Genomic DNA, 22339 nt, shown 5'->3' on the forward strand with positions numbered 1-22339 from the left:
ACCCCATGACGGTCCAGCTCGGCATGCCGCCGATGCCCCCGCCGGCCCTCGCACCACGCCGGCCGACCCGCCAACTGGACGTCGGCGGTGTGGGCGTGGGCAGCGAACACCCCGTCTCCGTGCAGTCCATGACGACCACCGTCACCGCCGACGTCGATGCCACCCTCCGGCAGATCGCCGAACTCACCACCGCCGGCTGCGACATCGTGCGGGTGGCCTGCCCCTCGCAGGACGACGCGGACGCCCTGCCGCTGATCGCCGCCAAGTCGCAGATCCCCGTGATCGCCGACATCCACTTCCAGCCGCGCTACGTCTTCGCCGCCATCGAGGCCGGCTGCGCCGGGGTCCGGGTCAACCCCGGCAACATCAAGAGGTTTGACGACCGGATCAAGGACATCGCCCGCGCGGCGAAGGACCACGGCACGCCCATCCGGATCGGCGTCAACGCCGGTTCGCTGGACGCTCGGCTGCTGGCCAAACACGGCAAGGCCACCCCGGAGGCCCTGGTCGAGTCTGCCCTGTGGGAGGCGAGCCTGTTCGCCGAACACGACTTCCACGACCTCAAGATCTCCGTGAAGCACAACGACCCGGTCGTCATGATCCGCGCCTACGAACTCCTCGCCGAGTCCTGCGACCACCCCCTCCACCTGGGTGTCACCGAGGCCGGTCCGGCCTTCCAGGGCACCGTCAAGTCCGCGGTGGCCTTCGGTGCGCTGCTGCGCCAGGGCATCGGCGACACCATCCGGGTCTCGCTGTCCGCGCCGCCGGTGGAGGAGGTCAAGGTCGCCCAGCAGATCCTGCGTTCGCTGGACCTGCGCCCGCGCCGGCTCGACATCGTCTCCTGCCCCTCCTGCGGCCGCGCCCAGGTGGACGTCTACAGACTGGCGGCCGAGGTCGCCGCCGGTCTGGACGGGCTCGAAGTCCCGCTGCGCGTCGCCGTGATGGGCTGCGTGGTCAACGGCCCCGGCGAGGCCCGGGAAGCGGACCTCGGCGTGGCCTCCGGCAACGGCAAGGGGCAGATCTTCGTCAAGGGCGAGGTCGTGCGCACCGTACCGGAGTCGAAGATCGTCGAAACCCTGATCGAGGAGGCCCTGCGGCTGGCCGAGGCCGACCCGGGCCGCGCCCCCAGCCCGCTGACGGCATCAGCCGAAGGAGGCCGCAGATGAACACCGAACAGCACATCCGCCGTTACTACGAACTCGTGGACGTCGGCGACGTACCTGCCCTCGTCGAACTCTTCGACCGCGACGCCGTCTACCGCCGCCCCGGCTACGACCCGCTGGTCGGCAGGACCGAGCTGGAGCGCTTCTACCGCGAGCAGCGCGTCATCAAGGAGGGCCGGCACACCCTGTCCACCACGCTGGTGCACGCGGACGGGGCCGCGGTGCACGGCACCTTCGAGGGGACCCTGCACGACGGCCGCACGGTCTCGCTGCGGTTCGCGGACTTCTTCACCTTCACCGACACCGGCAGGTTCCGCAGCCGGGACACCTTCTTCTACGCCCCGCTGGTCTGACGAGAGGAGCACCCCGGTGACGACGGGACATGGCTTCGGCGAGCGGTTCACCGACCACATGGTGCTGCTGGAATGGACCGCCGAGCACGGCTGGGCGGGCCGCCCGCGCCTGCTGCCCCACGGCGACCTGGCCTTCAGCCCCGCGATGGCCGGACTGCACTACGGGCAGGTGGTGTTCGAGGGGCTCAAGACCCACCGGAGGACGGACGGGACGCTCGCCACCTTCCGGCCCGACGCCCACGCACACCGCTTCCGGCGATCGGCGCGCCGGCTCGCCATGCCGGAACTGCCCGAGGAGCTCTTCCTGGAGGCCGTGGACGCCTTCGTCGGCGCCGACGGCGCGGCCCTGCCCGCCGACGACCCCACCCTGAGCCTCTACCTGCGGCCGGTGCTCTTCGCCAGCGAGCCCTGCCTGGCACTGCGCCCCGCGCGCGCCTTCACCTTCCTGCTGCTGGGCTTCGTCACCAGCGGCTTCTTCTCCGACCGGCCCGACCCGGTGTCGGTGCTCGTCAGCCGGGAGTTCTCCCGGGCCGCCCCCGGCGGCACCGGGCAGGCCAAGTGCGCCGGGAACTACGCGGGCGCCTTCCTGGCGCAGCAGGCCGCGGCCGACGCCGGATGCCACCAGGTGGTCTGGCTCGACCCGGTGGAGCGCCGCTGGGTCGAGGAGATGGGTGGCATGAACCTCTTCTTCGTCCGCGGCTCGGGCCCCACCGCCGAAGTGGTCACCCCGCCGCTCACCGGCACCCTGCTGCCCGGCGTCACCCGCGACACCCTGCTCACCCTCGCCGCCCGGCGCGGCCACACCGTGCGCGAGGAGCGGGTCTCCGTCGAGCAGTGGCGCGCGCAGAGCGCGTCCGGCCTCGTCACGGAGACGTTCGCCTGCGGCACGGCGGCACTGGTGACCCCGGTCGGCGAGGTGTGCGACGGCACCGACCGCTGGACGATCGGCGGCGGCAAGCCTGGCCCGTTGACCCTGGAGATGCGCGACGCGCTGAGCGACCTGCACCAGGGCCGGGTACCGGACCCGCACGGATGGCTGCGGATCCACACCGGCCGGTAGGAGACCGACGCGCACGCGGGCGCGCGCCGGAGGGCGGCACCGGGGAAACCACTCCCGGTGCCGCCCTTCGCGCTGCCCCCGGCCGGTGGCGGCCGGCGAGACCGACCCCGGACGACCGCCCCCGACCTTCCGCCACCTCCCCGGAACCGCAGCCGACTCTGCTCACACCGCTGCCTCTTCTTCCCTGGGGGCCGTGCGCGACCGGCGGCACGCTGCTGGGAAACACGGCTGGGAGGCTCACAGTGACAACAGGCCCGGCCCCCGAGGGGGCACCGCACGACGTGGACACCCGCACGGCATCCTTCGCCCAGCGACGGCTGTGGTTCCTGGACCAGCTGGCGGGTTCCGCCACCGGCTCGATGCTCCCGCTGGTCCTGCGCCTGCGGGGCACCCTCGACGCCGACCGCCTGGAACGCTCGCTCGCCGGGATCGTGGCCCGGCACGAGGTGCTGCGCACCCGGTTCACCGCCGTCGACGGCGAGCCGGTGCCGGTCGTGGACGCCCCGGGCGGGCCCGCGCTGCGCCGGATCACCGCGGCCGGGCCCGCCGACCTGTACGCCCACTGCCTGGGCCGGCCCGTCGACCTCGGCGCCGAGCACCCGGTGCGCGCCACCCTCGCCCGCGTCGCCGACGACGAGCACCTGCTGCTGATCGAGGTCCACCACATCGCCGTGGACGGCTGGTCCTGGGGCGTGCTCCTCGACGAACTGGCCGCCGGGTACCGGGGGGAGGCCGTCGCCCCGCCCGCCCGGCAGTACGCCGACCTCGCCCGCGCCCAGGCGCAACGGCTGACCGGCGAGCGGCTGGAGCGGCTGCTCGGGCACTGGCGGGACCGGCTCGCCGGGCTGACCCCGCTGGACCTGCCCACCGACCGGCCCCGGCCCCGCCGCTGGGACGGCGCCGGCGACGTCGTCCGCTTCGACCTGCCCGCCGACCTGGTCACCGCCGTCGACGACCTGGCCCGCTCCCGGCGGGCCACCCGCTACATGGTGCTGCTCGCCGCCTACCAGGCGCTCCTCGGCCACTGGTCGGGCCGCACCGACGTCGCCGTGTGCAGCACCCTCGCCGACCGCGCCCAGCGGGGTGCCGCCGAGCTGATCGGCCCGCTGGTGAACACCGTCGTGCTGCGCACGGACCTGTCCGGCCGGCCCGGCTTCGACACGCTCCTGGAGCGGGTGCGCACGCGCGTGCCGGCCGATCTCTCGCACGCCGAGGCCCCCTTCGACCTGGTGGTCGGCGCGCTGGGCGGCTCCCGCGACCTGTCCCGGCACCCGCTCGCCCAGGCCTCCTTCACCCTGCTCAACTCCCCGATCCGGCCGGTGCGGATGCCGGGCCTGGAGGCGACCCTGGTCGAGCCGCCGCTGACCGAGACGCCCCTCGACGTCTTCCTGGACCTGACCCTGCGCACGGACGGCAGCATCGCCGCCATCCTCCAGTACGCCACCGCCCTGTTCGACGCCGCCACCATGCGCGCCTTCGCCCGGGCGTACGTGGCACTGCTGCGGGCCGTCCTCGCCGACCCCGCCGCCCCGCTGCACGAACTGGCCCGCGCCCTGCCCGCCGGGCCCGGCGCGCCCGCCCGCCCCCGGCCCGAGTGGCACCACGCCCCCGACCGGCCCGCCGCGCCCCCGGAACCGGTCGCGTTCACCGGCCGGCCCGGGGCGACCGCGCTGCGGTGCGGCGACGACAGCGCCACCTACGCGGAACTCGACGCCCTGTCCGGCGGACTCGCCGTCGCCCTGCGGAAGGCGGGTGTCGCCGAGGGCAGCCCGGTGGGCGTGCTGCTGCGCCGCGGCCTGTGGTCGGTCGCCGCCATCGAGGGGATCTGGCGGGCGGGCGGCGCCTACGTGCCCCTCGACCCCGAACTGCCCGCGCAGCGGCTGGCGTTCATGGCCGAGGAGGCCGGGCTCCACTGTGTCGTCGCCGAACCGGCCACGGCCGCCGCCGCGGGCCCGCTCGCCCCCGTCGCCGTCGACGTCACCACCGTCGCACCCGATCCGGGCGGCCCCCGCCCGCGGCCCCACCCCCGGCAGCTCGCCCACGTCATCTTCACCTCCGGCTCCACCGGCCGGCCCAAGGCGGTCGGCGTCGAACACGCCGCGCTCGCCTCCCACGTGGCCGCCGCCCGGCAGCGCCTCGGCATCACCGCCGCCGACCGGGTGCTGGCCTTCGCCTCCTTCTCCTTCGACGCCTCCCTCGACCAGGTGCTGCCCGCCCTCACCTCGGGTGCCACCGTCGTGATGCGCCCCGAGGAGCCCTGGCTGCCCACCCAGGTGCCGGAGATCGTCCAGCGGTACGGCCTGACCGTGGTCAACGTGCCGCCCACCTACTGGTCCGAACTGGCCCTCAGCCTCGACCGGCGGCTGGCCGCGGCCCTCGCCCCGCTGCGGCTGCTGGTCCTCGGCGGCGAGACGGTCCCCGCCGACACCCTCGCCGTCTGGCGGGCCGCCGTGCCGTGGGCGCGGGTCTGCAACGCCTACGGGCCCACCGAGACCACCGTCACCGCCACCACCCACGACGCCGGTGAGCCGGCCGCCGACAGCGTGCCCATCGGCCGGCCGCTCGGCGACCGCCGGGTGTACGTGGTGGACACCGACGACGAGCAGGTCCCGGTCGGCGTCCTCGGTGAACTCCTCATCGGCGGCACCGAGGTGGCCCGCGGCTACCTCAACCGGCCCGCGCTGACCGCCGAACGCTTCGTGCCCGACCCCTACGGCCCGCCCGGCCACCGCCTGTACCGCACCGGCGACCTCGTGCGCTGGACACCCGGCGGCGAACTGGAGTTCGCGGGCCGCCGCGACGACCAGGTCAAGATCCGCGGCTTCCGGATCGAACTCGGCGAGGTGGAGGCCGCGTTGCGGGCCTGCCCGCTGGTCGCCGCGGCCGCCGCCCGCCCCGACCGCGCCACCGGACGCGCCCTGATCGGCTACGTCGTCCCCGCCCCCGACGCGCCCACCCCACTCGACCGGGCGGAGCTGCGGGCCTGGTGCGCGCGTCGGCTGCCGCACTACGCCGTCCCCTCGGACATCGTCGTCCTGGACGCCCTCCCGGTCGGCGTCTCCGGCAAGCTCGACCGGGGCGCCCTGCCCGATCCCGAGCGGTCCCGCACGGCCGGGGACCCCGCGGGCACCGCGCCCCGCGACGAGACCGAACGGCTCGTGGCCGAGGTGTGGGCCGACGTCCTGGGAGTGGACGAGATCGGCATCGACGACAGCTTCTTCGACCTGGGCGGCCACTCCCTGCTCGCCACCATGGCGGTCTCCCGGATCGCCGGGCGGCTCGGCCGGGACGTCGAGTTGCGCACCCTGTTCGAGCATCCGACCGTGCGCGGCTTCGCCCCCCGCGTGGCCGGCGCCCACGTGTCCGGCACCACCGAGGTGGTCCCCGTGGACCGGACCCGGCCGCTGCCGCTGTCCTTCGCGCAGGAACGCCTCTGGTTCCTGGACCGCACCTCCGACCGCGGCGACTCCTATCTGCTCTGGTACTGCCGGCGGGTGCGCGGCGGACTCGACCGCGCCGCCTGGCAGCAGGCGCTGGACGACCTGGTGGCCCGGCACGAGGTGCTGCGCACCGCGCTGATCGAGTCCGACGGCCGCCCGGTGCAGCAGGTCTGCGACCCCATGGCCGTCCCGCTGCACTGGGAGGCCGCGCCCGCGGGCCCGGACGAGACGGCCCGGCTGGACGCCGTACGGCGGCGGGCCGCGGACCTCGCCACGCGCCGCTTCGACCTCGCCCGGCCGCCGCTGCTGCGGGCCGGTGTGTGGGAGCTGGCCGAGGACGACCACGTGGTCCTGCTCGCCCTGCACCACGCCGTCACCGACGGCTGGTCCAAGGGCGTCCTGCTGGACGAACTCGCCCGGCACTACGCGGCCCGGCGCGCGGGGCGGGCCGCCGCACTGCCGCCGCTGCCCGTGCAGTACGGCGACTTCGCCGTCTGGCAGCGCGAGCGCGCCGACAGCGGCGCACTGGAGGACCAGCTCGCCTACTGGGAACGGACGCTGGCCCAGGCGCCCACCCTGGAGCTGCCCGCCGACCGGCCCCGCCCGGCCGCGTTCACCGGCCGGGGCGGCGCCGTCGAGGTGGAGCTGCCCGCCGGACTCGTGGCACGCGTGGACGCCTTCGCCCGCGAGCGCGGCGCCACCCGCTTCATGGTGCTGCTGGCCGCCGCCCAGGCCGTGCTGTCCCGCTGGTCCGGGCAGACCGACATCCCCGTCGGCACCCCCGTCGCAGGCCGCGGACGCCTCGAACTGGAGCCGCTGATCGGCTTCTTCGTCAACACCGTCGTGCTGCGCACGGACCTGTCCGGGCGGCCCGCCTTCGCCGCGCTGGTGGACCGGGTGCGGGACGTCGTACTCGGTGCCTTCGACCACCAGGAGGTGCCGTTCGAGCGGGTCGTGGAACGGCTGCGCCCCGAACGCGATCTGTCCCGCAACCCCCTGTTCCAGGTCATGGTGGACGTCCAGGACGGCTCCACGGGCGGCTCCGGACTGCCGGGACTCGACTCCGCGGACTTCCAACTCCCCTGGGAATCAGCCAAGTTCGACCTCACGGCCACCTTCGTGGTGCGGCCCGGCGGCTTCGCCCTGAACGTCGAGTACGCCGCCGACCTGTTCGAGGCGGCCACCGCCACCCGTTTCGCCCGCCATGTCGGCCGGCTGCTGGAGGCCGTCCTCGCCGACCCCGGCGCCCGCGTCGACGCCGCCTGCCTGCTGTCCCCGGGAGAGCGGGACGTCCTGGTGGCGACGGCGGGCCGGGAGGTGCCGGCGGCGCCCCGGCTGCGGGTGGCCGGCCGGCCGGACGCCCCCGCCGTCGTCTGCGAGGGCACCACGCTGGACTACGCCCGGCTGGACGCCCTGACCGGCGGACTGGCCGCCGCGCTGGCCGACGGGGGAGTGGCCCCCGGCGACCCCGTCGGGGTGTGCGTCGCCCGGGGCGTGTGGTCCGTGGCCGCGATGCTCGCCGTCTGGCGGGCGGGCGGCGTCTACGTCCCGCTCGACGCCCTGCTGCCCGAGGAGCGGCTGCGCTACATGCTCCGGGAGGCCGGGGCACGGCACGTGGTGACCGACGCGCGCACCCGCGACCTCGTCACCGCCCTCGGGGTGACGGCCGTCGCCGTGGAGGACGTACGGCCCCGGCCCGACGGCCCCCGGTGGACGGCCGACCCCGGCGACCTGGCGTACGTCATCTTCACTTCGGGCTCCACCGGCCGCCCCAAGGCCGTCGGCGTCGAGCACCACGCCCTCGACGCCCATGTCGCCACCGCCTGCGAGCGGTTCGCGCTGACCGCGGACGACCGGGTGCTCACCTTCGCCTCGACCTCGTTCGACGCCTCCCTGGAGCAGATCCTGCCCGCGCTGAGCACCGGCGCCACGGTGATCGTGCGCCCGGACGAGATCTGGGCCCCCGAGGAGCTGGCCGAACGGGTCGCCGCCGAACGGGTCACCGTCATGGAGCTGACCCCGTCCTACTGGGCGGAGCTGGTCTCCCGGCTGGACCTGCTGGCCCCGCGCCTGGCGACCCTGCGGCTGCTGGTGACCGGGGGCGAGGCACTGCCCGCCGACCCCCTGGAGCGCTGGTTCGCGCACCTGCCCCGGGTGCCGGTGCTCAACACCTACGGCCCCACCGAGGCGGTGATCTCCGCCACCGCGCACACCGTGGCCACCGCCCCGGCCGGCCGGGTGCCCATCGGCCGGCCGCTGGGCGGCCGCCACGCCTATGTGGTCGACCCGTCGGGCGACCTCGCCCCGGCCGGTGTCCCCGGCGAACTCCTCGTCGGCGGAAGCGAGTTGGCGCGGGGATACCTGGGGCGGCCGGGGCTGACCGCCGAGCGGTTCGTGCCCGACCCGTTCGGCGCGCTCGGCGGCCGGCTCTACCGCACCGGCGATGTCGTACGCCGACTGCCCAGCGGCGAGCTGGAGTTCCTCGGCCGCAACGACGACCAGGTGAAGATCCGCGGGTTCCGCGTCGAACCCAAGGAGGCCGAGGCGGTGCTGCGGCGGCACCCCGGGGTGCGGGGCGCGGCGGTCGTCGTACGCACCCTGCGCGGCGAACCCGCCCTGGTGGGCTACGTCGTGGGCGACGGCCTCTCCGAGGAGTCGCTGGAGACCCACTGCCGGGCCGAACTGCCGCACTACCTGGTGCCGTCCGCGCTCGTGCTCCTCGACGCGCTGCCGCTGACCGTGCAGGGCAAGCTGGACACCGCCGCCCTGCCCGAACCCGCTGCCCGCGAACCGCACGCCTTCGTGGCGCCGCGGACCCCGGCCGAGACGGTCGTCGCCCAGATCTGGTGCGAGGTGCTGGACCTGCCCCGGGTCGGCGTCCACGACGACTTCTTCGCGCTGGGCGGCCACTCGCTGCGCGCGGTGGCGGTCGCCTCCCGGCTGCGCACCGCCTTCGACTGCCCGCTCCAGGTCCGTGACCTCTTCGAACATCCCACGGTGGGCCGCCTCGCCGTCGAGGTGGAACGCCGGCTGCTGGAGCTGATCTCGCAGATGAGCGACGACGAGATCGACCTCTCGCTCACCGCCGACTTCTGAGGGCGTCACCGCCCCGAACCACGCTTCCTTCCCAGAGAGTTCAGATCGGAGTGCCCTCATGACCACATCCGACGTGCGCCCCGGCCCCGCCGCCACCGGCCAGGCCCCGGCCGGCGGGCTGTCCCCGGCCGCCCGGCGCCTGCTGGAGCAGCGGCTGCGCGGCCGGACCGCCGTACGCGACGACGGCCCGCGGCGGGTCCGGCCCCGCCCGGAGCGGATCCCGCTGTCGCCCGCGCAGCAGCGCCTGTACTTCCTGGACCGCCTCGACCCCGGCGCCGCCACCTATCTGCTGCCCGCCGCCTGGCGCCTCACCGGCCCGCTGGACGTGCCCGCCCTGCGCGCGGCCGTCACCCGGCTGACCGACCGGCACGAGCAGCTGCGGGCGGTCTTCCCGGAGCACGAGGGCGTTCCGTACCAGCGGATCCTGCCGCCGGACGCCGACTGCCTCCACGTGGTGGACGCCACCGCCGCGCCCGGCGCCGAGCGCGAGCGACGGCTGGCCGCCGCCGCGCACACCGCCGCGCTGCGCCCCTTCGACCTCGCCCGGGAACCCGCCTTCCGCGCCACCCTCGTCCGCGCCGCCGACGACGACCACGTGCTGGTCCTCGGCATGCACCACATCGTCTCCGACGGCTGGTCCCTCGGCCTGATCGTCCGCGACCTGACCGAGCTGTACCTGGCCGAGACCGGGGGCCGCCCCGTCGAACTGCCCGAACTGCCCCTGGACTACGCGGACTACGCCCTCTGGCAGCGGTCCGCCGACCAGTCCGCCGCCCTCGACCACTGGCGCACCCGGCTGGCCGGCCTCACCCCGCTGGAGCTGCCGGCCGACCACCCCCGCGCCGACACCCCCGGCGGGCGGGGCGCCGCCCACACCGTCACCCTGCCGCCCGCGCTGTCCGACGGGCTCGCCGAACTCGGCCGGCGCGCGGGGACGACGCCGTACATGACGGTGCTGGCCGCCTTCCAGGCCGCGCTGGCCTTCCACAGCGGGCAGCGGGACATCGCCGTCGGCACCGTCGTCGCCAACCGCGAACGGGCCGAGACCGAACAGCTCGTCGGGTTCTTCGTCAACACCCTGGTGCTGCGCGGCGACCTGTCCGACGACCCCACCCCGGCCGCGCTGCTCGCCCGCACCCGGGAGCGGGTCCTGGAGGCTTTCTCCCACCAGTCGCTGCCGTTCGAGCGGGTCGTCGACGCGCTCAGCCCCGAGCGCGACCTCACCCGCAACCCGCTCGTCCAGGTCCTCTACACGCACACCGACACCACCGCCTCCCGCTTCGACCTGGGCGCGGCCGAGGGGACGCCGTACCGGATCGACCTCACCACCGCCAAGTTCGACCTCACCCTCGACCTGCGCGACGGCGACGGCCGCACCGAGCTGGCGTTCGTGTACCGGCCCGACCTCTTCGAGGCGGCCTCGATCGGCGCCCTCGCCCGGCACACCGTGAACCTGCTGGAGGCGTTCTGCGCCACCCCCGACACACCGCTGAGCGCCATCGACCCGCTCACCCCCGCCGAACGCGCCCACCTGCTCGGCCCGGACGGGCCCGCCCACACGGGCGCCGACCTCCACCCGGCCCCGCGCACCGCCCCCGACCGCCTCGCCGAGCACATCGCCCGCACCCCGCACGCCGTCGCCGTCAGCGGAACGCACGAGCTGACCTACGCCCGGCTCGACGCGCGCGCCTCCCGCCTGGCGGCCCGGCTGCGCGCGGCCGGGGTCACCCGCGGCTCCCTGGTCGGCGTCTGCCTCGACCGCACCCCCGAACTGGCCGTGGCCCTGCTGGCCGTCTGGCGCGCGGGCGCCGCCTATCTGCCGCTCGACCCCTCCCACCCCAAGGCCCGGCGCGAGTTCACCGTCAACGACTCCGGCATCGAGTGGATCGTCACCGACACCGCGACCCGCGACGCCGTCGGCCAACTGCCGGTCCAGCTGCTCCTGGTGGACGAGGAGGAACAGCGGGCGGGCGCGGCCGGCGAGGACGTCCTGCCGGCCCCCGACGACCTCGCCTACGTCATCTACACCTCCGGCTCCACCGGCCGCCCCAAGGGCGTGGAGATCACCCACGGCAACCTGGCCTGGCTGCTGGCCGCCGCCGACCGGCACTTCGACTTCGGCCCGGACGACGTGTGGACGCTGATGCACTCGCCCGCCTTCGACTTCTCGGTGTGGGAGCTGTGGGCGCCGCTGACCAGCGGCGGACGCGTGGTCGTGCTCGGCGCGGACGAGGTCCGCGACCCGGCCGCCGTGCACCGGGTGCTGCGCGAGGAGGGCGTCACCGTCCTCAACCAGACCCCCGCCGCCTTCAAGGGCCTGCGCGCCCACCTCCGGGACGCGGGCCACGGCTTCGCCGAACTCCCGCTGCGCACCGTGGTGTTCGGCGGCGACGCGTTCGACGTCCGCGACTACCGGGACTGGTTCACCACCCCGGGGCACCGGCCCGCCCTGGTGAACATGTACGGCATCACCGAGACCACGGTGCACGTCACCTTCCGCACCATCACCGAGCGGGACGTCCACGGCGCCGTCCGCTCCCCGATCGGCCGCCCGCTCACCGGACAGCACGGATACGTCCTCGACCCCTGGGGCCGGCTGGTGCCGCCCGGCAGCACCGGCGAGCTGTACGTCTCCGGCGGTGGCGTGGCCCGCGGCTACCGCAACCGGCCCGAGCTGACCGCCGAACGCTTCCTCGACGACCCCTTCGGCGCGCCCGGCGCCCGGATGTACCGCACCGGCGACCTCGTACGGGTGCTGCCCGACGGCGAGCTGGCCTACGTGGGCCGCGCCGACCACCAGGTGAAGATCCGCGGCTACCGCATCGAACCCGGCGAGATCGAGACCGCCCTGCGCGCCCTGCCCGGCGTCGCCGACGTGGCCGTGGTGGCCCGCCGCGACGGCGACACCGCCCGCCTGGTCGCCCATGTCGTCACCCCGGAGGGCCGCCCGCTCGACCCGCCCGCCCTGCGCGAGGGGCTGCGGCTGACCCTGCCCGACTACATGGTCCCCGCGCTGTTCGTCCGCCACGAGCGGCTGCCGCTGACCGCCAACGGCAAGGTGGACCGCAACGCGCTGACCGCCGTCGCCCCCGCCTCGAACGGACCCGGCGCCCATGTGCCGCCGCAGGGCCCGGTGGAGCAGGCGCTGGCCGGGGTGTGGAGCCAGGTGCTCGGCGCCGAACACGTCGGCCGCACCGACAACTTCTTCGAGCTGGGCGGCGACTCCATCCTGGCGCTGCGCCTGGTGGGCCTCGGCCGGCTCGCCGGGCTCGGCTTCACCGTCGCCGACGTCTTCCGCACCCGTACCCTGGCCGACCTCGCCGCCCTCGTCACCGACGCCGTCGACGCACCTGTCCCCGTCGCCCCGTTCTCCCAGCTCGACCCCGCCGACGCGAGCCGGCTGCCCGACGGCCTGGACGACGCCTACCCGCTCACCATGCTCCAGGCCGGCATGCTGCACGAGATGCTCGCCGACCCCCGGCGCGGCGCCTACCACAACGTCACCGACCTGAAGATCACCGTGCCCGAGGGCTTCGACCTCGACGCGTTCCAGGCCGCCGTGGACGCGGTGGTCGCCGGGCACCCCATCCTGCGCAGCTCCGTCGACCTCGTCACCTACCGCGAACCCCTCCAGCTCGTCCACCGCGACGCCCGGCTGCGGGTCGGCTACACCGATCTGCGCGGCCTGCCCCGCCAGGAGCAGCGGGCCCGGCTGCGCCGGTTCGTGGACGACGAGTTCGAGCGCCGCTTCGACCTGGCCGCCGCGCCCCTGGTCCGCATCCACCTGCACCATGTCACCGACCACGACCTGCGGCTCGTGCTCACCGACTGCCACGTCGTGCTGGACGGCTGGAGCCTGACCTCGCTCGTCGCCGACCTGCTCGCCCTGCACCGCGAGGCCGTCGCCCACGCCACCGCGCCCCGGCCGCCGCAGGCCCCGCCGTTCGCCGAGTACGTGGCCCTGGAGCGGGCCGCCCTGCACAGCGAGGAGTCGCTGGCGTACTGGCGCGAACGCCTCGCCGACCTGCGCCCGGTCACCTTCCGGCGGCGCGCCCGGGGCGCCGGGACCGGCCGGCAGCCGGTGCACGAGGTCCGCCGGTCCTACGCCCACCTCGCCGAGCGCATCGGCAAGCTGGCCAAGGACGCCGGAGTGCCCCGGCGCACCGTGCTGCTCACCGCCTTCCACCACACCATGAGCCTGTTCGCCGACCGCGACGACAGCGTGCTCGGCCACAGCATCGGCCTGGTCACCAACGGACGGCCCGAGGTGCCCGGCGCGGACCGGATGCGCGGACTGTTCCTGAACACCGTGCCGTTCGGCGTCGCCCGCCCGCGCGGCAGCTGGCGCGCCTATCTGCGGGACGTGTTCGCGGCCGAGCAGGAGATGCTGCCGCACCGCAGGGTGCCGCTGGTCGGGATCGCCCGGCTGCGGCCGACCGAACCCGACCTGACCGACGCCGTCTTCAACTACGTCAACTTCCACCGGCTGTCGCACGACTCCTGGGACGACTCCCTGGAGATCGCCCGGACCATGTTCCCGCTGCTGGTCAACGCCAGCGTCAATGCCTTCACCCTCGACGTGGACCCGGAGTTCGTCGCCCCCGCCACCGCCGAGCAGCTGGCCGACGTGTACCGCGCCCAGCTGGAGGCCATGGTCGCCGCGCCCGACGCCCGGGTCACCCGGCCCGCCCTCACCGGCGAGGCCCGCACCACCGCGCTCCAGAAGTGGGCGCGCGGACCCGAACTCCCCTCCTCACCCCTGCTGTTCCACGAGCACATCGCAGGACACGCGGCCCGCACCCCGGACGCCGTCGCCGTCGAACACGACGGGCGGCAGCTGACGTACGGCGAACTCCACGAGCAGGCGGAACAGCTGGCCCGTCGGCTGCGGCTGCTCGGGGTCGGCCCGGAGACCGTGGTGGGCATCTGCGCGGAACGCGGCCCCGACCTGGTGCGCGCCGCCGTCGGCGTGCTCCGCTCCGGCGGCGCCTTCCTGCCCCTGGACCCCCAACACCCCACCGATCGGCTCCGGTTCATGGCCGACGACAGCGGCATGCGGGTCCTGCTCACCCAGCGGTCCCTCGACGGCACGGTGCCCTTCGACGGCCCCGTGATCCATCTGGACGTCCCCGCCGCCCCGCTGGACCCGGTGCCGGGCCGCGAACCCGACGCCGACACCCTCGCCTACATCATCTACACCTCCGGCTCCACCGGCACCCCCAAGGGCGTCGCCCTCCCGCACCGCGGCCTGTCCAACATGCTCGAAGGCCAGCGCGACCTGGTCCGCCCCACCCCCGAGGACCGGGTGCTCCAGTTCGCCTCCTTCGGCTTCGACGCCTCCGTCCTGGAACTCACCTGGTCCCTCGCCAACGGCGGCCGGCTGGTCACCGCCGCCAAGGAGGACCTGCGGCCCGGCCCCGACCTCGCCCGCACCCTGCGCCGCGCCCGCGTCACCTGCGCCATGCTGCCGCCCAGCGCCCTCGCCGTGCTCGGCGAGGACGACTTCCCCGAACTGCGGGTGCTCCAAGTCGCGGGCGAGGCCTGCCCGGCCGAACTCGCCGACGTCTGGTCACGGGGCCGCCGCTTCCACAACGTCTACGGCCTCACCGAGACCTCCGTGTGGTCCGTGGCCGCCGAACTGAGCCCCGGCCAGGGCCATCCGCCCATCGGCACCCCGATCCGCAACACCCGCATCCACGTCCTGGACGACGACCTCCAGCCGGTCCCGGCCGGCGTCCCCGGCGAGATCTACCTCGGCGGCCGGGCCGTCGGCCGCGGCTACCTCGGCCGGCCCGCGCTCACCGCCGCCACCTACGTCCCCGACCCCTACGGGCTCCCCGGCGAACGGCTGTGCCGCACCGGCGACCTCGGCACCCACCGGGCCGACGGCTCCGTGGAATGGCTCGGCCGCCGCGACTCCCAGGTCAAGCTGCGCGGCTTCCGCATCGAACTCGGCGAGATCGAGCACGCGTTGCGGGCCCTGCCCGAGGTGCGCCAGGCCGTCGTCCTGCACCGCACCGACCTGCCCGGCGGCGAACCCGCGCTCGTCGCCTACCTCGTCCCGCGGGGCCCCGGACGCCCCACGCCCGAGGAACTGCGCCGCGCCCTGCGCGCCTCGCTGTCCTCGTACATGATCCCCGCCCGGTTCGTGCTCCTCGACGAGCTGCCCGTCAACCGCAGCGGCAAGATCGACAAGCGGGCGCTGCCGCTGCCGCCCGCCGAACTCGACCGCTCCGACACCGCGTACGTGGCCCCGGCCACCCCGGCGGAGAAGATCCTCGCCGAGATCTGGCGCGAGGTCCTCGGCCTCGCCCGCATCGGCGTCCACGACGACTTCTTCCGCATCGGCGGCAGCTCCCTGTCCACCGTCCGCGTCTCCCTGATGTCCGCCGCCCGCGGCCTCACGGTCTCCGTCGGCGACCTGATCGAGCACCCGACCATCGCCCAGCTCGCCGCGCACGCCGCCCGCGCCGCCGGAGACGGGCTGCCCAGCGCCGTCACCTCCGAGGTGCGGCTGCGCGAGGGCACGGGCGAGCCGCTGTGGTGCGTGCACCCCACCGGCGGCAGCGCCGCCTGGTTCGTGCCGCTCGCCCGGGCCCTGCCGCCCGGCCGGCCCGTGCACGCCTTCCAGGCGCGCGGGCTGCTCGGCGGGGTCGACCCCAGCACCGTCACCGGGATCGCGGCCAACTACGTCGCGGAGATCACGGACCGGGCCCGGCGGGACCCGCACGCCCTGCTCGGCTGGTCCATGGGCGCCAACATCGCCCTGGAGATGGCCACCCAGCTGCACCGGGCAGGCCACCCGGTCGCGCCGCTGGTCCTGATCGAGCCCTACCTGCCCAACCCGGCCGCCCGCGCCCGCCTCGACGGCGTCACCGACGACCTGCGCACCGCCTGGCGCCAGCGCGACCGGATCCGGCAGCTGCCGCCCTCCCCGGAGCGCGACCGGGCCACCGCCGAACTCACCGCCACCCTGCTCGGCGCCGGCATGAGCCCCGCCGAGGCGGCCCTCGTCGAGAACGCGCCCATCGAGGTGTGGCACTCGCTGCTCGCCGCCCTCGCCGGCTACGAGGTCCGCCCCTACCCCGGCCACATCCACCTCGTGGTCGGCAGCGAGGCGGCCGGACTGCCCCGGGGACGCACCATGCCGGGCCTGGACGTCGACTACGACACCTACGTCGAGCGCTGGCGCGAACTGGCCGGCGACGGACTCACCCTGCACATCAGCGAGGGCGACCACATGTCGATGATGGCCGCGCCGCGGGTGTCCGGCATCGCCGACATCCTCGTCGCGCTCCAGGAGCGGACGGAGGAGAACCGATGACCACCGCCGCCCCCTTCCAGGAGCGCTACCTGCTCGCCCCGGACATGATCGCCGACCCCTACGACCGGCTCGACGCCCTGCGCGAGCACGCCCCGGTGCACTGGAGCCCGATGCACCACGCCTGGCTGGTCACCGGCTACGACCAGGTGATGCGCTGCCTGCGCGACCCCGCGGTCTCCGCCGACCGGGTGCGGCCCCTGATGGACGCCGTACCGCAGGGCGCCCGCGAGGACGCCGAGCGGGCCTTCGGGATCCTGTCCCGCTGGATGGTGTTCAACGACCCGCCGCAGCACCGCAGACTGCGCCAGGTCTTCCAGGAGGCGTTCGCCGCGCGTGCGGTGGCCCGCTACCGGGCCTTCACCGAGAAGGCCACCCGGGCCGTCCTCGCCCGCAAGGCCGTCCCCGGCCGCACCGGGGACCTCATGGCCGACGTGGCCAAGCCGCTGCCCGCGCTGGTGTTCGCCCGCTGGCTCGGCATCCCCCGCACCGACGCCGCCGCCTTCTGGTACTGGAACGCCCGCGTCGCCGACCTCGTGCTCGGCACCGCCCAGGAGGAGAGCGAGTACCGGGCCTCCCTCCAGGCACTGGTCAGCCTGGAGGACTACCTCGCCGCCCTGGTCGCCCGGCGGCGCGCGGAACCCGCCGACGACCTGATCAGCCAGGTGCTGGCGGAGGGCCGGGTGGGCGAGTCCGTCACCGAGCAGGAGTTCGTCGGCATGCTCACCCAGATGGCGTTTGCCGGCGGGGAGACCACCAGCAACCTCATCGCCAACACCGTCCTCGCCCTGCACACCCGGCCCGCGCAACTCGCCGCCGTACGCGAGGACCCCGCGTTGGCGCAGGGCGCCGTGGAAGAGACGCTGCGACTGGACGGGCCGTCCAAGATGTCGATCCGCACCACGGTCCGCGACCTGGAGCTGGACGGGCACACCCTGCGGGCGGGCGACCGGATCTTCCTGGTGACCGCCGCCGCCAACCGCGACCCGGCCCGCTTCCCGGACCCCGGCCGGTTCGACGTGCGCCGCACCGGCGCCACCCACCTCGGCTTCGGCTTCGGCGCCCACTTCTGCATCGGCGCCGCGCTGGCCCGGCTGGTGGCCGTCGCCGCGGTGGGCACGCTGGTCCGCGACCACCCGGGCCTGACCCTGACCGACCCCGGCGCCCTCACCTGGCAGCCCTCCCTCCTCAACCGCAGCCTCACCGCGCTGCCCGTCCGCTACTGACCGGAGCGCCGCGCGCGTCCCGCACGACGAAAGGCACACCATGGCCACCACCCTCGCCGGCGCCGGCCCCCGGCTGTGGGCCCCCGCCCGGCAGCGGCCCTTCCAACTGCTGTGGCTGGGACAGTCGTTGTCCCTGCTCGGCGACGGCTTCAGCGTCGTCGCCTTCTCCTGGATCACCCTCGGCCTGACCGGCTCCACCCTCACCCTCGGCTACGTCCTCGCCTTCCAGGCCGTACCCCGCACCCTGCTCACCCTGGTCGGCGGCAGCCTCGGCGACTCCTGGTCCACCCGCACCCTGATGATCGCCTCCAGCTGGACCCGCGCCGTCCTGATGGCCGGGGTCGGACTGGCCGGGCTCGGCGGGCACCTGACGGTGTGGATGCTGTGCGCGGCGGCCGCCGCGTTCGGCGCCGTCGACGCCTTCTTCCAGCCCGCCCGGGTGTCGATCCTGCCCTCGGTGGTCGACGAGAGCCTGCTCACCCCCGCCAACGCCCTGCTGGGCGCGGGCTCCCGCACGGCCGCCGTGGTCGGACCGGCGGTCGGGGGCGTGGTGATCGCGCTGACCCGGGCGCCGGTCGCGTTCCTGGTCGACGCGGTCTGCTTCGCCCTGTGCGGCTGGTGCGTGTCCCGCATCCGGCCCCGGGCCCGCACGGCCCCGGCACCGAGGAAGACGGACACCGGGCAGCCCTCCCTCGGCGCCCGCATCCGCGAGGGCGTCGCCTTCACCCTGCGCGACCCGCGGCTGCGGACCGTCGTCGCCCTCGACACCGCCGTCAACTTCTGTTACGCCGGGCCCTTCACGGTCGGTTTCGCCACCCTCGCCGACCAGGTGCTGCGCGGCGGCTCGGCCACCCTGGGCGTGCTCAACGGCTCCCTCGCCGGCGGCGCGATGCTCGGCACGCTCGCGGGCGGCACGCTGGGCGGCAGGCCCCGGGTCGGGCTGCTGGTGGCCGCCCTGGCCGGCTGGCTGGCCGCCGGGATGGCCGCGCTGGGGCTGGTGCACAGCACCCCCGCGGTCGTCGCGACCGTCCTGGCCATGGGCTTCGCCATCGGCTTCCAGGGGGTGTTCGGGCTCAGCTGGATCCAGCGCAACATCCCCGGGGACGTGCTCAGCCGGGTCATCTCCGTCGACATGGTCCTCGGCTACGCGGTGGCCCCGCTCTCCCTGATCGTGTGCGGCGCGCTGGCCCGGATCGACACGTTCGCCCTCTTCGGCCTGGTCGCCGCCGTGCTCGCCCTCACGGGACTCGCGGTGCTGGCGTCCAAGGCGGTGCGCGAGATGCGCTAGGGGCCTTTCGTCCGGATCAGGTCGGCCCGGGTCAACGGAACCTTCCAGCCCCCGCGACCCCGACAAGATCCGGAAGACAGGCCCTAACCCTCCCGCAGGGCGGCCGACCGGGCGCACAGGTCCGCGCGGTTGGCCGCTCCCGTCTTGGTGATCAGGCTGGCGATGTGCTTCTCGGCCGTGCGGTGCGAGATGAACAGCCGGTCGGCGATGTCCTTGTTGGACAGCCGCTCCGCGAGCAGCCGGAACACCTCGAACTCGCGCACCGTGACGCCCTGGACGCGCAGCTGGTCCGGGATGCCGCTGCTGCCGGTGCGGTGCTGGAGCACGGGGGCGCCGAGCCGGCGCAGGCCCGCCCGGCAGGCGCCGGTCACGGCCGGCACGTCCCGCTCGTGGAAGTACTGCTCGGCCCGCCGCAGCCAGCCCACCGGGTCGCCCCAGCCGTCGTCGTGCGCCGCGTCCGCGATCAGCCGCAGCCCCAGGTGCCGGGCCAGTGGGTACGGCTCGGCCACCGCCTGCGCCGCGTCGACCGCCCGCGCGGCCCCCGCGCCCTCGCCTTCCCGGCCCAGCAGCACGGCCTCCGCGAGCAGCACGAACTGCCGGTTCCAGCGCATCCGCGCCATGGCGGTGGCGGTGACCTCCGCGTGCCGGGCCCGGTCCGCGCGTCCGGCGAGCACGTCCAGCAGCAGCACCAGGCCGTGGGTGCCGCTCAGGTGGTAGGTCGAGGGGTTGTCCGCCTCCAGCGCCAGCACCGTGTCCAGGTCCCGCCGGGCCAGTTCCCGGTCCTCCTCCAGGAGCGCGCAGAAGGCGCGGGCCAGCCCGTGGCTCAGCGGCTCCTCCTGCGATCCGGCCCCGTCCCACTGCGCGAACGCGGCGAGCGCCGCCTCCATCCCGGCGCGGTTGCCGTGGTGCGCCTCCAGGACGCCCTGCGCCATGAGCACGTACCGCACGGCGGGCGCGAGCCGCAGCCGGCGCACGACGGCCAGGCACTCGGCGGCCGAGGCACGCGCGTTGTCGTACCGGCCGCGCAGCACCGCGTCGAGGACGAGGATGCCCTCGACGGTGTGCACGATGTTGACCGAGCCGAGCCGCAGCGCCTCCTCGCGCGCCGCCAGCAGGCCCGCCGTGTCGCCCTCGGCGAGCCACGCGTTGCCGCCCAGCCGGGTGGCCGCGTACATCCGTTGCAGCGGCAGCCGGTGGCGCTCCGCCGTGGCCAGGGCCTGCCGGAGCATCGCCTCGGACTCCTCCGGGTTCCGTTCGCGGGCCACGGTCGCCAGCAACTCCTGCGCCTGGCAGGCGACCACGGGCAGCCCGTGCCGTTCGGCGGTGTCGGCGGCCGACCGGGCCAGCTTCTCCGCGTGCTGGGTGCGGTCCGGGCCGGGGGTGTCCAGGGCCAGATAGGCTGCCGTCACGTCGACGGCGGCGGCCGTCGTCTCGTCGGGCGCCGCGGCCAGCACCTCCCGGGCGCGGGCCACCTGCCGGTTGCCGTCGCTCCACCGGCCCGCCGTGTGGGCGACCTTGGCCAGCCGGGAGTGCAGCGTGGCCAGCCGGACCGGGCTCAGCCCCGAGCCGCCCAGCACATGCAGATCCTCGGCCAGTTCGAAGGCGCGGGCGAAGTCGCCCGCCTCGGCGAGCGCCGGCAGCAGGTTCTCCAGCACCGCGGCCCGTGCCTGCGGGTCGCCCGCGTCGGCCAGCAGGCCCTCGGCGCGGCTGAGCAGGGTGACGGCGGAGCCCAGCGCCCCGGCCGACAGGGCCCGGCCGCCCGCGTCCGCGAACAGCCGCCCGGCCTCGGTGCGGTCCCCGGCCTCGCTGCGCAGCCCCGCCGCCAGCGCGCACCAGTCGCCGCCGAGGTCGGGATGCAGCTCCTCGACCGCCTCCGCGCCCCGCCGCGCCAGCTCCGCCCGCTGGCCCGGCGTCATGTGCGTGAACAGGGCCTCCACGGTGAGGGAATGCCGGAACGAGTACCAGTCGGGGGCCGGTTCGTCCGGGATGACGAGGCGGGCGGCCACGGCCGCGTGCAGATGGCTGAGCAGCGCCCGGTCGTCCACGCCGCTCATCCGCTGGAGCACCGTCAGCGGGAAGCGCCGGCCGAGCACGGCGGCCGCCGACAGCAGAGTCAGGCCCTGTGCGCCGAGCCGGTCGATGCGGCGCAGGATGTCCCGCGCCAGCGTCGAGGAGACATCGCTGCGCAGATCCCCGACGGCCCGCCAGCCGTCCGGGCCCTGCACCAGGGTGCCCGACCCGATCATGGTCTGGAGCAGTTCCTCGACCAGGTAGGGGCTGCCCGCGCTGTCCTCCCACAGCCGCCGCAGCACCGCCTCGGGCACCTCCTGCGGGTCCGCCACCCCCAGCTGGGCGGCGATCATCTCGTGCGCCTGCGCCCGGGTCAGCGGCGGGATCTCCAGCAGGGTGGCGACACCGCGCCGGCGCGCCGACTGGGCCAGGTCCAGGGCGTCGCTGAAGTCCGTACGGACGGTGGCGAGCAGCAGGACGGGCGTGTACTCCAGGTTGTCCACGAGGTATTCGAGGACGCCGAGCGTCTCCGGGTCGGCGTCGTGCAGGTCCTCCAGGAGCAGCAGCTGGCCCTGTCCGCGCCCGGCCGCGAGGAGCAGCCGCAGCACCGCCTCGCCCAGGATCACCATCGAGCTGGCCTCGCGCTCCCCGGTGTCCCAGTCGGGGATCAGCCGCCCGAGCACCGGCCGGTACGGGCCCAGGGCCAGGTCGTCCATGTCCGCGCCGCCGCGGAACAGCGACATCAGGGCCTCGGTCAGCGGCCTAAACGGCACCGCGGGGCCCGTGGTGCTGCTGCGGCCCCGCAGGACCCGCAGGCCGGCGTCCAGCGCGCCGCCCACGACCTCGGCGGCGAGCCGCGACTTGCCGACCCCGGCCTCTCCGACCAGGAAGACCACACCGCCGCGTCCCTGCTGGGCGCTGGTCAACGCGCGTTCGAGCAGGTCAAGTTGGGGGTCCCGCCCGACCAGGGAAGGCGCATGGGAACGCATGAACGCTGATGATAATCGGAATATCGGGACCTGGGGCAGATGCAATGGTCACGGCTCGCACCGGCCCCCTCACACACGGCGGCGCGGACCCGTCGGACGGGCCCGCGCCATCACGCCGGGTCAGGGCCGGCAGCCGGTCACCGGGGAGCGGAGACCGAGGTGTCGATGGTGCTCAGCGTGATGACGAGGCCGCTGGTCAGAACCATCCCGGCCAGCACCCGGGCCCGGGCGCAGGCGCGGTTGCGGCCCTTGAGGGTGATCCCGCCCGCCGCGTCCTGCTCCTCGGCGGCGGTCTCGGCGGCGTCGGCGGCGGTGACGGCGAGGTGCTTGTCCATGACGGTGAACCCCTTCTGGTGGTCCGTGCGTCGCGCACGGGGTGGAGGCGGAGGAAGT

The 22339-nt window shown here is 75.2% G+C and carries 9 protein-coding genes; 7 read left to right on the forward strand and 2 right to left on the reverse strand.

Going from position 1 to position 22339, the window contains the following annotated elements:
• The first annotated feature begins 5 nt into the window (after window positions 1–5).
• The 7 genes from ispG to ACSP97_RS32440 all read left to right on the forward strand — a co-directional run bounded on the left by ispG (window position 6) and on the right by ACSP97_RS32440 (window position 18947).
• Window positions 6–1166: a flavodoxin-dependent (E)-4-hydroxy-3-methylbut-2-enyl-diphosphate synthase gene (gene ispG, locus ACSP97_RS32410; RefSeq protein WP_355150570.1), complete on the forward strand. Its 1161-nt coding sequence runs from the start codon at window positions 6–8 to the stop codon at window positions 1164–1166.
• Window positions 1163–1516: a nuclear transport factor 2 family protein gene (locus tag ACSP97_RS32415; protein ID WP_355150568.1), complete on the forward strand. Its 354-nt coding sequence runs from the start codon at window positions 1163–1165 to the stop codon at window positions 1514–1516. Before ispG ends, ACSP97_RS32415 begins: the two co-directional genes overlap by 4 nt.
• Before the next feature lie 16 nt (window positions 1517–1532).
• Window positions 1533–2576 (forward strand): branched-chain amino acid aminotransferase, encoded by a 1044-nt coding sequence (locus ACSP97_RS32420; protein ID WP_355531877.1) that lies wholly within the window; start codon window positions 1533–1535, stop codon window positions 2574–2576.
• Between the two features lie 242 nt (window positions 2577–2818).
• Entirely contained in the window at window positions 2819–9112 is a 6294-nt protein-coding gene (locus tag ACSP97_RS32425) for an amino acid adenylation domain-containing protein (protein WP_440555559.1), read from the forward strand.
• A 58-nt stretch (window positions 9113–9170) separates the two neighbouring features.
• Window positions 9171–16436 carry an amino acid adenylation domain-containing protein gene (locus ACSP97_RS32430; RefSeq protein WP_440555561.1) on the forward strand — a complete coding sequence of 2422 codons (7266 nt, stop codon included), beginning with the start codon at window positions 9171–9173 and terminating at the stop codon, window positions 16434–16436.
• Window positions 16433–17659: a cytochrome P450 gene (locus ACSP97_RS32435; protein ID WP_358305450.1), complete on the forward strand. Its 1227-nt coding sequence runs from the start codon at window positions 16433–16435 to the stop codon at window positions 17657–17659. The genes ACSP97_RS32430 and ACSP97_RS32435 overlap by 4 nt, the downstream gene beginning before the upstream one ends.
• Before the next feature lie 40 nt (window positions 17660–17699).
• Window positions 17700–18947, forward strand: coding sequence for an MFS transporter (locus ACSP97_RS32440; protein WP_440555564.1), 1248 nt, complete (start codon window positions 17700–17702; stop codon window positions 18945–18947).
• 83 nt (window positions 18948–19030) lie between these two features.
• On the opposite strand, the gene ACSP97_RS32445 is transcribed toward ACSP97_RS32440, so the two are convergent.
• Together ACSP97_RS32445 and ACSP97_RS32450 are read right to left on the reverse strand one after the other, a co-directional pair.
• Window positions 19031–21946, reverse strand: a complete 2916-nt coding sequence (locus ACSP97_RS32445) for an AAA family ATPase (protein WP_440555566.1) — start codon at window positions 21944–21946, stop codon at window positions 19031–19033.
• A gap of 137 nt (window positions 21947–22083) precedes the next feature.
• Window positions 22084–22281 (reverse strand): hypothetical protein, encoded by a 198-nt coding sequence (locus ACSP97_RS32450; RefSeq protein ID WP_355531867.1) that lies wholly within the window; start codon window positions 22279–22281, stop codon window positions 22084–22086.
• Between the last annotated feature and the right edge of the window lie 58 nt (window positions 22282–22339).

The sequence above is a fragment of the Streptomyces sp. SCPE 10 genome (assembly GCF_051980735.1).
Lineage (GTDB): Bacteria > Actinomycetota > Actinomycetes > Streptomycetales > Streptomycetaceae > Streptomyces > Streptomyces misionensis.

Excerpts from the sequence above, each read along its gene's own strand:
- ACSP97_RS32415 (WP_355150568.1), top strand. The coding sequence starts at position 1,163 with ATGAACACCGAACAGCACATCCGCCGTTACTACGAACTCGTGGACGTC.
- ACSP97_RS32450 (WP_355531867.1), bottom strand. The coding sequence starts at position 22,281 with ATGGACAAGCACCTCGCCGTCACCGCCGCCGACGCCGCCGAGACCGCC.
- ACSP97_RS32435 (WP_358305450.1), top strand. The coding sequence starts at position 16,433 with ATGACCACCGCCGCCCCCTTCCAGGAGCGCTACCTGCTCGCCCCGGAC.
- ACSP97_RS32445 (WP_440555566.1), bottom strand. The coding sequence starts at position 21,946 with ATGCGTTCCCATGCGCCTTCCCTGGTCGGGCGGGACCCCCAACTTGAC.
- ispG (WP_355150570.1), top strand. The coding sequence starts at position 6 with ATGACGGTCCAGCTCGGCATGCCGCCGATGCCCCCGCCGGCCCTCGCA.
- ACSP97_RS32430 (WP_440555561.1), top strand. The coding sequence starts at position 9,171 with ATGACCACATCCGACGTGCGCCCCGGCCCCGCCGCCACCGGCCAGGCC.
- ACSP97_RS32440 (WP_440555564.1), top strand. The coding sequence starts at position 17,700 with ATGGCCACCACCCTCGCCGGCGCCGGCCCCCGGCTGTGGGCCCCCGCC.